The sequence below is a fragment of the Nonomuraea sp. GTA35 genome (assembly GCF_041950525.1).
In the GTDB taxonomy this organism is placed as follows: domain Bacteria; phylum Actinomycetota; class Actinomycetes; order Streptosporangiales; family Streptosporangiaceae; genus Nonomuraea.
The window spans coordinates 118994-133875 of record NZ_JBGNUV010000011.1 but is presented as its reverse complement, the minus strand read 5'-3'; the positions used below and the strand labels follow the sequence as shown (position 1 = coordinate 133875).

13 protein-coding genes are annotated in these 14882 nt (G+C 73.3%); 4 read left to right on the top strand and 9 right to left on the bottom strand.

What is annotated here, in order from left to right; genetic code table 11:
• Positions 1–5 precede the first annotated feature (5 nt).
• The gene (locus ACBJ32_RS39585) at positions 6–3734 is read right to left on the bottom strand and encodes a carbohydrate-binding protein (RefSeq protein ID WP_375131125.1); all 3729 of its coding nucleotides are present in this window, start codon (positions 3732–3734) and stop codon (positions 6–8) included.
• A gap of 780 nt (positions 3735–4514) precedes the next feature.
• On the opposite strand from ACBJ32_RS39585, the gene ACBJ32_RS39580 reads away from it, so the two are divergent.
• The 3 genes from ACBJ32_RS39580 (at position 4515) to ACBJ32_RS39570 (ending at position 8571) form a co-directional block, all read left to right on the top strand.
• Positions 4515–6461 (top strand): substrate-binding domain-containing protein, encoded by a 1947-nt coding sequence (locus tag ACBJ32_RS39580; protein ID WP_375131124.1) that lies wholly within the window; start codon positions 4515–4517, stop codon positions 6459–6461.
• 198 nt (positions 6462–6659) lie between these two features.
• On the top strand, positions 6660–7685 hold the full coding sequence (locus tag ACBJ32_RS39575) for a glycoside hydrolase family 99 protein (RefSeq protein ID WP_375131123.1): 1026 nt from the start codon (positions 6660–6662) through the stop codon (positions 7683–7685).
• A 394-nt stretch (positions 7686–8079) separates the two neighbouring features.
• Positions 8080–8571, top strand: coding sequence for an extracellular solute-binding protein (locus ACBJ32_RS39570; RefSeq protein ID WP_375131122.1), 492 nt, complete (start codon positions 8080–8082; stop codon positions 8569–8571).
• A gap of 32 nt (positions 8572–8603) precedes the next feature.
• On the opposite strand, the gene ACBJ32_RS39565 is transcribed toward ACBJ32_RS39570, so the two are convergent.
• From ACBJ32_RS39565 to ACBJ32_RS39535, 7 genes are all read right to left on the bottom strand, one after another.
• A complete protein-coding gene (locus ACBJ32_RS39565; RefSeq protein ID WP_375131121.1) occupies positions 8604–10079 on the bottom strand; it encodes an FAD-dependent monooxygenase in 1476 nt (491 codons plus the stop codon).
• Entirely contained in the window at positions 10076–10669 is a 594-nt protein-coding gene (locus tag ACBJ32_RS39560; protein ID WP_375131120.1) for a PadR family transcriptional regulator, read from the bottom strand. Before ACBJ32_RS39560 ends, ACBJ32_RS39565 begins: the two co-directional genes overlap by 4 nt.
• Before the next feature lie 128 nt (positions 10670–10797).
• The gene (locus tag ACBJ32_RS39555; protein WP_375131119.1) at positions 10798–10941 is read right to left on the bottom strand and encodes a hypothetical protein; all 144 of its coding nucleotides are present in this window, start codon (positions 10939–10941) and stop codon (positions 10798–10800) included.
• A complete protein-coding gene (locus tag ACBJ32_RS39550; RefSeq protein ID WP_375131118.1) occupies positions 10929–11057 on the bottom strand; it encodes a hypothetical protein in 129 nt (42 codons plus the stop codon). The genes ACBJ32_RS39555 and ACBJ32_RS39550 overlap by 13 nt, the downstream gene beginning before the upstream one ends.
• 117 nt (positions 11058–11174) lie before the next feature.
• Positions 11175–12296, bottom strand: coding sequence for an RNA polymerase sigma factor (locus ACBJ32_RS39545; RefSeq protein WP_375131117.1), 1122 nt, complete (start codon positions 12294–12296; stop codon positions 11175–11177).
• Between the two features lie 38 nt (positions 12297–12334).
• The gene (locus ACBJ32_RS39540; RefSeq protein WP_375131116.1) at positions 12335–12673 is read right to left on the bottom strand and encodes a YciI family protein; all 339 of its coding nucleotides are present in this window, start codon (positions 12671–12673) and stop codon (positions 12335–12337) included.
• 103 nt (positions 12674–12776) lie between these two features.
• Complete coding sequence (locus tag ACBJ32_RS39535) at positions 12777–13547, bottom strand: SDR family oxidoreductase (protein WP_375131115.1); 771 nt, start codon at positions 13545–13547, stop codon at positions 12777–12779.
• A 68-nt stretch (positions 13548–13615) separates the two neighbouring features.
• Here ACBJ32_RS39535 and ACBJ32_RS39530 point away from each other — a divergent pair, with 68 nt between their 5' ends.
• A complete protein-coding gene (locus ACBJ32_RS39530; RefSeq protein WP_375131114.1) occupies positions 13616–14242 on the top strand; it encodes a TetR/AcrR family transcriptional regulator in 627 nt (208 codons plus the stop codon).
• Here ACBJ32_RS39530 and ACBJ32_RS39525 read toward each other — a convergent pair.
• A complete protein-coding gene (locus tag ACBJ32_RS39525; RefSeq protein ID WP_375131113.1) occupies positions 14216–14848 on the bottom strand; it encodes a TetR/AcrR family transcriptional regulator in 633 nt (210 codons plus the stop codon). The genes ACBJ32_RS39530 and ACBJ32_RS39525 overlap by 27 nt on opposite strands.
• Positions 14849–14882 lie beyond the last annotated feature (34 nt).

Genomic DNA, 14882 nt, shown 5'->3' with positions numbered 1-14882 from the left:
GGCCGTCAGCCCTTCCCGCGGGGTGCGCGCGCGCCGGCCGCCGCGAACCGGCCCACCCAGTAAGCCGTCCGGTCCAGGTACGCGGTCTGCGCCGCGGCGCCCGTACGCCCGTAGGCGCCCTCGTAACTCTGGTAGCCGGCCCGCGCGACCGCGGGCTCGATCACGCTGCCCTCGTGCCACTCGTTGAACGACGTGATCGACACCCACGTGGGCCCCGTCGCCAGGGCGTTGGACCACTCCTTGTCGTAGGTGGCGCCGTTGTCCCTGGCGAGGGTGGGCGTGGTGTTGCCGGGCACCGCGCGGTCGTCGAGGTAGCCGGGCCCCACGGACGGGGCCCACACGAGCCCGTGCTGCCGCGCGTGGTCGGCGGCCTGCTGCCAGCCGGGCGCGGTGGCGCCGGCGATCGCGTCGTAGGTGTACATCCCGTTGAAGTGGGCGATCTTCGTGGTGTCGGTGGTCTGGGCCAGGATGACGTTGTCGTCGTTGACCGCGTCGAGCGCGGACCAGTCGGTGATGCGCAGGCTCTCGAAGACGTAGAAGGCGTCGCTGAAGGCCGGGTGCGCGCCGTAGGCCTGGTTGATGTAGCGGATGTCCTCCACGGTGGAGGCGGCGGTGCGGCCGGAGTAGGGCTCCAGGTGCCAGGCCACCTTGAGCCCCTCCTTGGCCGCCGCGTCCAGGACGCCGCGGGCCAGGCCGTCCTCGTAGCTGCCTCGGCCCCACCAGCTCAGCACCAGCACCCCGGCGGCCGACTGCCTGATCCACTTCATGTGCTGGGCCACCGCGCCGGCGAAGTCCCCGGAGTCGTACGCGCCCAGGGCGGGGTAGAAGTCGGCGCCGATGTCGTCGGGCGGGGTGCGCCCGCCCTGCTGCCAGTGCCGCCAGCCGCCGCTGACCTGCGGGGAGCCGTACCAGGGGTAGTAGAAGACGTGCACCTTGTCCGACGGCGGCGGCGCCGTGCCGCCGCCGTCCAGGGTGATGGTGTCGATGTCGAAGAGGTTGCCGCTGCCGCCGGTGAAGACCAGGAAGAGCGGCCCGGTGGCGGAGCCGGTCAGCGTGGTGGAGACGTTCTGGAAATTCTCCCAGCCGCCGGTGACGGGCACGGTGACCGAGCCGAGCAGGGTGCCGGTGGCCGAGCCCGAGCGGACCTGGATCGTGCCGCCCACCCCGCCGGACGAGACGCGGGCGGAGAAGCGGGTGGCTTCGGCGGTCGTGACGTTCGCGTAGCCGGCCCAGTCGCCGTTGTCCACGTAGCCGAGCGTCTTGCCGCCGCTGGCCGGCGCGTGGTCGGCGACCTGCACGCCCGCGCTGGAGGTGTACGCCTCGCCCTCGACGGTCGTGGCCGCCGAGGAGAAGGTGAAGGCGTCCACGTCCAGCAGGTTGCCCTGGCCCGTCACGCCCTTGAAGACGAGGAACAGCTTGGTCGGGCCGGTGGGGGCGGCGCCGTTCAGGCCGGCCGAGACGTCGGTGAAGGTGTCCCAGCCGCCCGTGTTGGCCACGGTGAGCGTGCCCAGCAGGGTCCCGGTCGCGGAGCCGGCACGCACCTCGATCGTCCCGCCGGGGCCGCCGGAGGAGACCCGGGCGGTCACGCGGGTGGCTCCCGCCAGCAGGTACGGCTCGAAGGAGATCCAGTCGCCGTCGTCGGTGAAGCCGACGGTCGCGCCGCCCTCGGCCCCGCCGTGGTTGGCGATCTGGACGCCCTGCTGGGCGCTGAAGTGCTCGGCCTGGCGGTGCGCCGGCTGCAGGGTGCGGACGCTGTGGCCGGTCAGCCCGCCCTGGTCGGTGTACTCGGCGTCGAAGACCCCGTAGAGGTTGGCCGCCGCGTCGTGCTCGCCGTCGGGCGGGATGGTGATCGACCCCTCGCAGCCGCTCTTCGAGGTGATGGAGTGGGTGTGGCTGTCATGGCCCACCAGGTACGTCACCTTGACGGCGGCGCAGTTCACGGCGCCGTCCTCGGGGTCGGTGACGGTGACCCGGAAGGGCACGGCCTGCCCGTAGGAGAAGAGCTGCCCGTCGGCCGGGGTGGTGAGCGTCACGGTGGGCGCGGTGTTGCCGACGGTGATCACCAGGCTGGCGGTGCCGGTCAGGCCCTGCGGGTCGCGTACGGTCAGGGTCGGCCGGAACGTGCCGTTGGCCGTGTAGGTGTGGGTCGGGTTCGCCTGCGTGGAGGAGGTGCCGTCGCCGAGGTCCCACGTGTGGGTGAGGGCGCCGCCCTCGGGGTCGGAGCTGCCCGCGGAGGAGAAGGCCACGGTCAGCGGCGCCTTGCCGGAGGTCCTGTCGGCGCCGGCCCTGGCGACGGGGTTGCGGTTCGCGCCGCCGAGGTACTCGATCCGGTACAGCGCCTGGTTGCCGCCGCCGGTGCCGTAGTCCAGCACGTACAGGGCGCCGTCGGGGCCGAACTGCGAGTCGATGATCTGCGTGCCGTCCCACGGGAAGTCCTCGATCAGGCCGGGCGTGCCGTCTCCGTCCACCTCGATCGCCTTGATCCACTGGCGGCCGAACTCCATGGCGAAGTAGCGGCCGTCCAGCGACTGCGGGAACTTGACCGTCGAGGAGGAGCCGGCGTCGTAGCGGTAGACCTCACCGCCCATGGGCGACTCCGAGCCGCCGCCGAACTCCGGGGGCGAGCCGGCGTCGCCGTACTTGATCCAGCTCGGCTGGGCGGCGGGCAGCCGGGCCAGGCCGGTGTTGCGGAAGGAGTTGTTGACCGGGCCGCCCGCGCAGTCGTACTTGGCGCCGGAGGGGCCGCTGGGGAAGGTGTACTCGTTGTAGGTCTCGGCGGCGGTGTTGGTGCCGGTGCAGTACGGCCAGCCGTGGTTGCCGGGCGCCGTGATGCGGTCGAACTCCACCTGGCCGCCGGGCCCGCGGCCGGGGTCGGCGCCACCCGCGTCGGGGCCGTAGTCACCCAGGTAGACCGTGCCGGTCTGCTTGTCGACCGACATCCGGAACGGGTTGCGGAAGCCCATGGCGTAGATCTCGGGCCGGGTACCCGCCGTGCCGGGCGGGAAGAGGTTGCCCGCCGGGACGGTGTAGCCGCCGCCGGGCTGCGGCTTGATGCGCAGCAGCTTGCCGCGCAGGTCGTTGGTGTTGCCGGAGGAGCGCTGCGCGTCGAACTGCGGGTTGCGTCCGGTGCGCTCGTCGAGCGGGGAGTAGCCGCCGGACTCGAAGGGGTTGGTGTCGTCGCCGGTGGTCAGGTACAAGTTGCCGGCGGCGTCGAAGTCGATATCCCCGCCCACGTGGCAGCACTGGCCGCGGTCGTTGGGCACTTCCAGCACGACCTGCTCGCTGGCCAGGTCGAGGGTGTTGTCGGCCTTGAGCGTGAAGCGCGACAGGTTCAGGTGCCCCTTCCACGGCGCGAAGTCGGCCTCGGTGCCGGTCACGGGGGCGTCGCCGGGCGGGGTGTTCAGCCTGGGCGAGTAGTAGAGGTAGACGAAGCGGTTGGCGGCGAAGCCGGGGTCGGCGGCGATGCCCTGCAGCCCCTCCTCGTCGTGGGTGTAGACGTCGAGCTTGCCCGCCACCTTCGTGGCGCCGGAGGCGTCGGTGTGGCGGACCGTGCCGTCGCGGGCGGTGTGCAGCACGGACCTGTCGGGCAGGACGGTGAGCGACATGGGCTCGCCCAGTTCGGACGGTCCGAGGGCGAGCTGGACGTGCTGGTAGTCGCCGGGTGGGATGTCGATCGCCGCGGCACCGGTGAACACCAGTGACGCCGCGACGAGCAGCCTCGGCCACGCAGACATGGGCTTCCTTTCCTGACCGGGGGGACGTCAGGCAAGGCGCGCGCCGACCGCGCTTTGCTGTGGGGTTGCGCTTGACGATTTGTCGGGCGATTCGGGATCTAACGAGTTGCTTACCGCGACGAAATATGGCTGTCAAGAGCTTGACCGTTCAGCGACTGAACGGTGACAGGCGACGGAGATATGCAAAATGTCGATCATTTAGCGCAAATTGACGGCTGGAGCGCTCCACCCTCTTGCACGGGCGGGGCCGGAGAGCCTTTAATCCAGACGCACGCCCGCCTGGCATCGACGGATGGTTGCGGCGGCCCCCTGCCGCCGACCATGGGGGCCACCGCATGTGGGTGCCGTCCTCCGTGCCGGGCGGGCGCATCTGTGCTGCCGCGCGAAACTTACAGTCGCTGTACGCACCTTGACATCCGCCCTCCGACTCGGCATGCTGCGCTCACAAATCGATTTGTGCCCTGGGGAGCACATGACCGACTCTCCGCGTCGGGTATTGGTCACGGGTGCGGCCGGGAACGTCGGCCGGGCCACAACACCCGGGCCACGTTCGTGGTGCTGGAGGAGGCCGCTCGGGCGGGAGTGCGGCGCGCCGCCCTGGCCAGCAGCCTGTCGGCACTCGGGCACGCCTGGGCGGGAAGGGTGTTTGCACCCGGCGTACGTGCCCGTGGACGAGGAGATCCCGCTGCAGGTGGCCAGGGTGCGCACGCCGGACGGAGGGCTGGAGGCACCCAAAAAGTTCTAGCGACTGAAAGGATCGTGTCGATGTAAGATCTCGGCATGCCCACCCAGCAGCCCCCGGCCCGGCGTGAGCGGAAGAAGGCCGAGATGCGGCGCGCCATCGCCGACGCCGCGCTCCGCCTGTTCGCGCTGCGGGGGTTCGACGCGGTGACGGTCAACGAGGTCGCCGAGGCGGCGGACGTGTCGGCCAAGACCGTCTTCAACTACTTCCCCGTCAAGGAGCAGCTCTTCTACGAGCACGAGCCGCTGCTGGCGGGCGACCCCGCCGAGGTGGTGCGGCACCGGCGGGGCGGGCGGACGGCGGTCGCGCTCAGCGGGCTGCTGCGCGCCGAGCCCGTCGGCGACCTGGCGCTCTTCGGACGGGTGTACCGCGACAGCGACACCTTGCGCGCGTACGGCCGCGAGCTGTTCGCGGGCCGCGAGCACGCACTGGCCGATTTCCTGGCCAAGTCCCTGACCGAGCCGCTGACCGAGCCGGCCACAGGGCCACTGGCCGAGCCGGTGCCTGGGCCAGAGGCGGGGCCGGTGGCAGCGCGAGTGGCGGGGCCGGTGGCAGCGCGAGTGGCGGGGCCGGTGGCAGCGCGAGTGGCGGGGCCGGTGACTGGGCCGGTGACCGGGCCGGCGACCGGGCCGGCGACCGGGCCGCTGATCGGGTCGGTGGCCGAGGGGGCGAGCGGGCTCAGGGCGCGGATCCTGGCGGCGGCGGCGCTGGGGCCGTTGCGACAGGTGTGGGAGTCGATCCTGCTGGAGGCAGCCGGCCGGGTGCCGCCCGCCGAGGCCGTCGCGCGGGGCGTGCGCACGCTCGAGGAGGCCTACGCCGTGCTGGGCGGCGCCTTCGAGGGCTTCCTCCAGGGACGCGGAGCGCCCGCGGGTCTCCCCCGGCACGGCGGCGCGACCGCGGGCCTCCCCGAGGGACGCGAGGTGGCCGAAGGCCCCGGCGCAGCAGGGCTCCTCCGAGGCCCCGGCGGGCAGCCGCGTGCGGTCAGGGGCGAGCGGCCGAGCATCAGGCGGGTGGCCGACCTGGCCGGGGTGAGCGCGACGACCGTGTCGCACACGCTCAACGGCCGCCGCCCGGTGGCCGAGGAGACGCGGCGGCGCGTGCTGCGGGCCATCGAGGAGCTCGGCTACCGGCCCAACGTCCTGGCCCGGGGCCTGCGCACCAGCCGCAGCCAGACCGTCGGCCTGATCATCCCCGACATCACCAACCCCTTCTACCCGGCGCTGGCGCGCGGCCTGCAGGACGTACTCGGCCCTGCCGGCTACGACCAGATCATCAGCAACACCGACGGCGTGCGGCGGGCGGAGCGGGCCGCGATCGAGCAGATGATCGCCCGCCAGGTCGACGGGCTGGCCTTCGCGGTCTTCCACACCCACGCCGAGGACCTCCTGCCGGTCATCGAGGCCGGCATCCCGGTGGTGCGGCTCGGCGGCCGGCTGGCCCAGCGGGGCGTGGACGTGGTCCACAGCGACGACGAGGGCGGCGCCGCCGAGGCCACGCGCCACCTGCTCGACCGGGGGTATCGCAGGATCGCGTTCGTGTGCGGCCCGGCGGCCGAGGGCCCGGCGGCCGAGCGCGTCGCCGGCTACCGCGCGGCCCTCGCCGAGGCCGGCGTGCCGGCCGGCCAGGCGCTCGTGGCGCACACCGAGTTCAGCCGCGCGGGCGGCGCGGAGGGCGTGGCGCGGCTGCTGGAGCTGCCCGAGCCGCCCGACGCCGTCCTGTGCGCGAACGACGTCATGGCGATCGGCGCCCTCGACGTGGCGGCGCGGCGCGGCCTGCGCGTCCCGGACGACCTGGCCGTGATGGGCTTCGACGACATCGACGCCGCCGGCATGGTCTCCCCCGGCCTGACCACCATGGCCAACCCGGCCCGTGAGATCGGCCGGGCCACGGCCACGCGGCTGCTCGAACGGCTGCGCGGCGCCATCGACGTGCCGTCCACCGAGCTCGTCGTCCCCGCCCGCCTGGTCCGCCGCCGCTCCGCTTGAGCCCTCACCGCCGGACCGGCCACGCCAGCCGCCTGAGTGTCCGCAACCTCACAGCTCGCCGATCCGGCCGGGGCGGACTCTTGACACCGCATGCGTCGCGTGTAGATTTCGGAGTCATCTTAACGATTTGCGCCGCTAGGTCCGGCCTCCACGAGGCGAGGGCCGCCCGTGGACCATCCTTCTCCCCGAAGGGACGCCATGACCGCAAAACGTCGGAGCCTCGCCCTCGTCCTCCTCCTGGCAGCCCTGGCCTGGCTCCCCCAGGCGCCATCGGCCGCCGCCAGGCTGTCGAGCAACGTGCACCTGTTCTACTACCCCTGGTACGGCACCCCCGAGGCCAGCGGCGGCTGGCGCCACTGGCAGCAGGGCGGCCACACCCCGCCCGACGACGTCGGCGCCGACCTCTACCCCGCCCTCGGTCCCTACGACTCTGGTGACCCCCGCGTCCTGGCCCAGCACATGAAGTGGATCGCCAGGACCGGCGCGGGCGTCATCGTGCACAGCTGGTGGGGCCGGGGCAGCTACGAGGAGGGCCTGGCGGCGAAGGTCATGGACGCCGCGGCGAAGAGGGGCATCAAGGTCGCCTGGCACCTGGAGCCGTACGAGGGCCGCACGGCGGCCTCCACCGTGGAGGACATCCGCTACCTCAACCGGACCTACGGCGCGCACCCGGCCTTCCTCAACGTCTTCTACGTCTTCTGGAGCCTGCAGATCGCCGACTGGTCCGCGCTCGACGCGGTCAACGACGACAACGTCATCCTGGCCCAGACCACCGACACCACGAAGATCGCCCACTTCAACGGGATGTACACCTACGACGGCATCGCCGGCGCCACCGCGCCCGGCTGGAAGCAGGCCGGCGACTACGCCAGGGCCCACGGGCTGATCTGGGCGCCCTCGGTCGCCCCTGGCTACGTCGACGACCGCGCCGTGCCCGGCAACACCACGCCGACGATCGCCCGCGACGACGGCGCCGCCTACGACCGGCAGTGGTCCAACGCCCTCGACCCGGCCATCGGCGGCTCGCCGGCCTGGGTGTCCGTCACCTCCTTCAACGAGTGGCACGAGGGCTCGGTGCTGGAGCCGGCCGACGCCGCCCCGCCCGCCGGCCACGGCTACCAGACCTTCCACGGCGCCTACGGCAAGCAGGGCAGGGCCGCGGAGACGGCCTACCTGGACCGCACGCGGCACTGGGTGGAGACGTTCGAGAGGCAGAGCCGGTGACCAGGGTGCGCGCTCGTCCTGGCCGTGGCGGTCGTGCCGGGGCTGGCCGCCTGCTCGGGCGGAGCCGGCGGGCAGCAGCAGGGCGGGGAGCAGGGCGGGCAGTCGTTGCGGATGTGGACGTTCAAGAAGTCGCACGCCGACGCCCTGAACAAGGCGGCGGCGCGGTTCACCGCGCAGACCGGCATCCGCGTCACGGTCGAGGCGGTCACCCCGGCGACGTGTTCGTCAGCAAGGTGCAGAGCGCCGCGCAGACCGGCGGCCTGCCGGACGTGCTCGAGGTGCACGCGTCGGGCGAGGACTACGAGATGGGCGCGTCCGGCCTGCTGCAGGATCTCTCGGCGGACGTCACGACGCCTGGGAGCAGCGCCTGCTGCCCACCACGAGGGAGAGCGGCGTGCTCACCCAGCAGAAGATCGACTCGGTGGCCGCCGACTCGCCGATCAAGAACGGCAAGGCCGGGCAGCGCTTCAGCGTGCCGTTCACCGCGGGCGCCTTCGGCATCGTCTACGCCAACAAGGACAAGCTCCGCGCCGCCGGGCTCGACCCCGCCACGCCGCCGAGATCGTGGGAGGAGTTCGTCAAGGCGCTGGAGACCACGAGCGCCAGGGGGCAGGGCGGCTGTCGCCGGGGCTCAAGGTCTCCCAGACCGGCTTCAACTGGATCTACCAGCCGCTCGCCTTCGCCCTGCTCGGCAAGGAACGGTTCCACGCGCTGTTCGCCAAGGGCACCACGCGGGGGTTCGCTGGAGTCGCTCGTCTCCAGCGAGGTGCCGCGCTACAACGAGGTGACGGCGGCGTCGCTGATCATCGTGCTCCCGGTGATCGCCCTCTTCCTGCTCCTGCAGCGCTACTTCGTCAACGGGCTGGCGGGGGCGATCAAGGGGTGAGCGGGTGGCCGCGGCCCTGGGCTGTCTCCTGTTCAGCCCACCCGGGAAGCGGCCCCGAACCAGGTGGACAGGGCCGTGGCGAGGGTGGCGTCGGGCTGGGGGTCGGCGGTGGTGGAGACCCAGGCGGTGTGCCCGTCGGGGCGGATCAGCAGCCCTTCGAGCCCGGGCTGCCCGGGGCAGCGGGCGTCGTGGGTGTCCACCCGGCCGCCGGCCGCCGGCAGGGGCCGGTCGCCGAGGCGGAGCAGGAGCGGGCGGGCCGGGTGCAGCAGCTCGGCGACGTTGGTGCGGCGGCCGTCGAGGGTCAGCTCCAGGTTGGGGGCCAGGCGGCCGAGCCACGGGTGGTCGCCGGGGATCTTCGGGTCGTAGCGGGTGCTCACGCCGGTCGCCAGCTCGGCGAGGTACTTGCCGGCGCCGGGCACCCGGTCGACGAGCTCGCCGAACAGGTCGCGCACCGGGGCGAGGGCGGGGTCGTGGCCGGCGAGGGCCGCCTGGGCGCGGATGGTGCGCAGCAGGCGCTCGCCCGCCTCGTGCCGTTCGTCGTGGTAGCTGTGCAGCAGCCCGTCGGGCGCGTGCCCGAGCGCGGTGGCGGCGAGCTTCCAGCCGAGGTTGACCGCGTCGGCCAGCGCCACGTTCACCCCGATGGCGCCGGTCGGCGGGTGGATGTGCGCGGCGTCGCCCGCCAGCACCACCCGTCCGGCGACGTAGCGGTCCGCCAGCCGGGCCGCGTCGCCGAAGCGGGTGAGCCAGCGCGGCTCGCGCAGCTCCACCCGGCGGCCGAGCTGGTCGTCCAGCAGCCGCTGGAAGTAGGTCAGCGTCACGGGTTCGTCGCGGTCGGCGGGCGGCTCGGGGTCGTCGAGCACGATCCGGACGTAGCCGGGACGCGGGATCACGAACACCGTGCCGCGCTCGCCCTTGGTCATGCCGAACGGCAGGGCGGCGGGGTCGGCGAGCTCGACGTCCGCGAGCACGCCGTAACCGGTGGCGGGCGTGCCGGGGAAGCCGATCCCGGCGCGCTTGCGCACCAGGCTGCGGCTGCCGTCGCAGCCGGCGAGGTAGGCGACCCGCGTGCGCCGCCGCCGGCCGCCTGACTCGACGGTCACCTCGACGCCGTCGGCGTCCTGCTCCAGATCGACGACCGCGTGCCCCCAGCGCACCGGCACGCCCAGCTCGGCCAGCCACTGCTCGAGCAGCTCCTCGACGCGGGTCTGCGCGATGCCCAGCACGTACGGATGGTCGGTGTCCATCACCGTCAGGTCCAGCGGCCGGGCGGGGTCGGCGAACATGCCGGCCGGGACGGTCGGCCCCTCGGCCAGGAACCGCCCGGCGATGCCGCGCCGGTCGAGCAGCTCCAGGCTGCGGGCGTTGAGGTTGAACCCCCTGCAGTACGGCGAGCGCTCCGGCAGCCCGTCGAGCACCGTCACCTCGGCCCCGGCGAGCGTCAGCTCGGCCGCCAGCATCAGCCCGGCCGGCCCCGCGCCCGCCACCATGATCGTGCCGTCGCCGCTCATCGATCCTCCTCCCCGGCGCGCACCCAGCCGGACGCGTCCGGCCAGGCCAGCCGGCCCGTCTCGATGTCGGCCACGATCTCCTCGATCCAGCCGACCTCGGCCTCCTGCATGCGGATCGCGTACTCCACCTCGACCACGAACAGGCGCGGCACCGTGCCGCCGGCCAGCAGCTCGCCGTGCTCGCGCCGGTGCTCCTCCAGCGTCGCGCGCACCCGCGCGGCGCGGTCCCGCAGCGCGTCCACGGCGCCGCCGGGGCCCAGCGCGCCCAGGTAGCCGACCGCGGACAGGAACTTCGGGTACTCGGCGGACGGGACGCGGATCAGCTCCTCCACCCAGCGGGCGAACTCGGCCCGCCCGAGCGCCGTGTGCTGGTAGACGGTGCGCTCGGGCCGGGCGCCGACCTTGACGGTCTCCCGGGCCTCGATCCACCCGGCCCGCTCCAGCGCGCGGACGACGTCGTACAGCGAGCCCGTGGTCACCTTGAACACCCGGTCCTGGCCGCGTTCCCGCAAGGTGGCCGCCATGGCGTGCGGGTGCAGCGGGGACTCGATGAGCAGCCCGAGCACGGCCAGGCCCAGCGCGTTCGACACCGGACGTCGATTACTCGTTTCCAATCGATTGCCTCCTATTGCTCGGATCCGAGTATTAGGGAGGCGTGAAGGCCTGTCAACCGGAAGGGCCCCGCCGGCGGCGGGGCCCTTCCGGTTGCGGCGGCCAGCTAGCAGTTCGTCCGCTTCCTGGTGATGACGACCTGGTCCAGGTTGGAATTGCCGATCTTCTTCTTGCCGCTGGTGCGCGGGTTGACCGGGAAGCACTTCCAGAAGTAGTCGTGGTTCTGCTTGACGGACTTCAGCTGGTCCACCGCTTCTGGTTGCAGTGGTTGTTGAAGTACACGGTGGTGGAGACGTTGCCGTCGCCCCACGAGACGTTGATCTTCTGTCCGCGGGGCGAGGCGCACGAGGCGGACTTCCGGTGCACGCTCAGCGCCTGGGCCCCCGTGACGCCGGACGACTGCGCGGACGCGGTGGACGGGACGGCGAGCAGCGCGGCGGCGGCGCAGAGCCCGGCGGCCGCGGGGGCGAGCTTTCCACGCTCTCAGAGCTGTTCGAGCCGGCGGGCCAGGAAGCGCCGCTCGGGGGCCGAGGTGGCCAGCTCCAGCGCCCTGCCGTAGGCGGCCCTGGCCTCGGCGGCCCGGCCGAGCCGCCGCAGCAGCTCGCCGCGGGTCGAGTGGAAGTACAGGTAGCCGTCGAGGTCGAGCCGGTCGACGACCCCCAGCGCGGCGGCGGGGTCGCCGGCCTGGGCGAGCGCCACCGCGCGGTTGAGCTCGACCACCGCGGAGCCGGTGAGGCCGGCCAGCCGCCGGTACAGCGCGGCGACCTGCGGCCAGTCGATCCGCTCGCGTGCCTGCAGCGACGCGATCGCGGCCTGGACGACGTAGGCGCCCCGCCCGCCGAGCGCGATGGCACGGTCGAGCACCGCGCGGCCCTCGGCGATCTGGCGCTGGTCCCACAGCGACCGGTCCTGATCGTCGAGCAGCACGAGGTCCTCATCGCGGAAGCGGGCCCGCCGCCGGGCGTGGTGGATCGTCATCAGCGCCAGCAGGCCGTGCGCCTCCGGCTGGTCCGGCAGCAGCGCGGCCAGCAGCCGGCCCAGGCGCAGGGCTTCCGCGCCGAGGTCGATCCGGCCGCGGTACCCCTCGTTGTAGATCAGGTAGACGACGGCGAGCACCGCGTCGAGCCGGTCGGGCAGCCGGTGCGCGGCGGGAACGGCGAACGGGATCCCGGTCGCCCTGATCTTGGCCTTGGCGCGGGACAGCCGCCGCTTCATGGTCTCCTCCGAGACCAGGAAGGCCCGGGCGATCTCGGCGGTGTCCAGGCCGCCGAGCGCCCGCAGCGTGAGCGCCACCTGCCCGTCCAGCGGCAGCGCCGGGTGACAACAGGCGAAGATCAGCTCGAGCCGCTCGTCCTTGATCACTGTGTCGTCGAACTCCTCCATGACGGCCTCGGGTGCGTGCAGCAGGTGGACCTTCCCGGCCAGGGCGCGTTCCCGGCGCACCCGGTCGATCGCCCGGTTCCGGGCCGTCGTCACCAGCCACGCGCCCGGCTTGTCCGGCATGCCGGTGGCGGGCCAGCGCTCCGCCGCGATCGCGAACGCCTCCTGCACGGCCTCCTCGGCCCGGTCGAAGTCACCGAGGAACCCGACCAGCGAGGCCAGCACCCGGCCCCACTCGTCCCGGAAGACCTCCTCCAGCGCGCTCAGAGCCGCACCACCGGCCTGATCTCCACCACGCCGCCCAGCCTGACGGCGGGGACGCGCGCCGCCAGCTCGATCGCCTCGTCCAGATCGGCCGCCTCGATCAGGCAGAACCCGCCGAGCACCTCCTTGGTGTCGGCGAACGGCCCGTCGGTCACCAACGTCCGGCCGCCGGCCACGCGCACGCTGGTCGCCGTCTCGACCGGCTGCAACTGCGCGCCGCCGGCGTAGCGCGGGTCCTCGGCCAGCGCGTGGTACTCGGCGTACGCCGCCTCGCGGTCCGCCTCCGGCAGGGCGTCGAGGTGACCGGGCTCGTCGTAGATGATCAGGGCGTACTGCAAGGCGACCTCCATGGGGACAACACGGGCTCTCTCCTGTACGACGAACCGGCCGCCGCGCAGGGGACACCCGCCGGCATTTTCCCCGAGCGCCGGACCGGGCTGCTCAGACTCCGGCTGTGCTGAGGCGCGGCCCCAGGAACAGGCCGCCGCTGGCGTCGATGACCTGGCCGGTGATCCAGCGCGCGGCGTCGGAGGCGAGGAACGCGACGACGTCGGCCACGTCACCGGCCTCCCCCAGGCGATCGAGCGCCGTCGACCCGGCGATGAGGTCCGCCACGCCGGGCGCCTCGAAGACCGGCCCGTTGGCGGCCGTGCGGGTGGCGCCGGGAGCGACCGCGTTCACCGTGATGCCGCGGGCTCCGAGCTCGTTGGCCAGGGTCATGCTCATCGTCTCGACCGCGCCCTTGGTCATGGCGAACGACGTCTGGGCGGGGTTGGCCATCCGGGTCGCCACGGACGAGATCGTGATGATCCGGCCACTGTCGCGGAGCAGCGGCAGCGCCCGCTGGACGATGAAGTAGGGCGCGCGCACGTTCACGCGGTAGAGCTGGTCGAACTCGGCCCGCGTCGTGGCTCCCATCGGCCCCGCGGGCGGGGCCGCCGCGTTGTTGACCAGGATGTCGAGCGGCCTGCCCGCCAGGGCCGCCTCGACCCCCGTGAAGAGCGTCTCGACGTCGCCGTCCACGCCCAGCTCCGCGCCGACGGCGACCGCCTGCCCGCCGCCGCGCTCGATCTCCTCGACCGTCGCACGCGCGCCGTCCTTGTCCGTCCCGAAATGCACGATGACCATCGCTCCCCCGGCCGCGAGCCGGATCGCGATCGCCTGCCCGATGCCGCGCGACGCTCCGGTCACCAGAGCTGTCCTGCCGTTCACACCCACCACCCCATTCCGCTAGTCACTACCGAAGTGGTAGTCACTATCACTGCGGTAGTGTCTATCACATGGCGGATCAGCACTCAACGCTGCGAGCGCGCAGGCGTGCCCAGACCCAGCAATTGATCCAGGGGCACGCGGTGCGGCTGTTCGCCGAGCGGGGATACGACGCGACGACCGTGAACGACGTCGCCGAAGCCGCGGGCGTGTCGCCCATGACCGTGTACCGGCACTTCCCCACGAAGGAGGACCTGGTGCTGGCCGACCAGCATGGCCGGCTCGTCGCCGAGCGCGTCGTCGCCGCGCCGGCCGCGGACCTGCCGCTGGTCCACCGCATCGGCGGCGCGCTCATCGGCTCGGCCGCGGCGCTGACCGGCGACGACCGGGGAAGGGCGTTCCTGCTCACCCGCCTGCGGCTGATGATCTCGACGCCCGCCCTGCGGGCCAAGCACCTGGACAACCAGTACGCCCTGCAGCAGGCGATCATCGACGCCCTCGGGGAGGAGGCCGCCGATCCCGAGACGGCCTTCCACGCCCGGGCGGCGGCCAGCGCCTGCCTGGCCGCCCTGCACACGGCGCTGGTGCGCTGGGCCGAGGACGACGGGCGGAGCGACCTGCCCGGCCTGATCGCGAAGGCCCTCGCCGCCGTGTTCGGCGAGAGCCCGCTCTCACCCGGGGACGTCGCCGGCCGGTGAGCGCCCGACGAAGGCGCCGGCGAAGGCGGCGAGGACGGCGGCCCTGGCGGCCTGGCCGGGCAGCTCCGGGTCCGGCGGCGTGCGCAGCAGCACCAGGTGGTGGTAGAGCGGCGCGGTGGCGGCGACGAGCAGCTGTCGCGCGTCGGTGTCCGGCGGCAGCTCGCCGCGCCGCACGGCCCTGCCGACGATGATCTCGCAGCGGGCGTAGCGGTCCTCCCAGAGCCGCCGCAGGCCGCGGGCCGCCTCTTCCGAACGGAACGAGGCGGCGATCAGGGCGGCCGCGATCGACGGCTGCGCGGTCATGGCGGCCAGGTTCTCGTGGTTCAGCGCGGACAGGTCTCCCAGCAGGGAGCCGGTGTCCTGCGGCTGCCAGTCGTCGTCGCTCGTCGTCGCCTCCAGGACGTCGGCGAGCAGGCCGCCGACGTCCCGCCAGCGCCGGTACACCGTGGCGCGATGCACGCCCGCGCGGGCCGCGACGCCGTCCAGGCTGAGCCCGTCGTAGCCGCGCTCGGCCAGCTCGGCGCGGACCGCGTCGAGCACCTGCGCGCGGATGCGGCCGGTGCGGCCGCCCGGGCGGCGCCTGGGCGGCGCACTCTCGGAAGTCATCGCTCGGTCTCCGGCTTGCTCATCGGACGGCGCC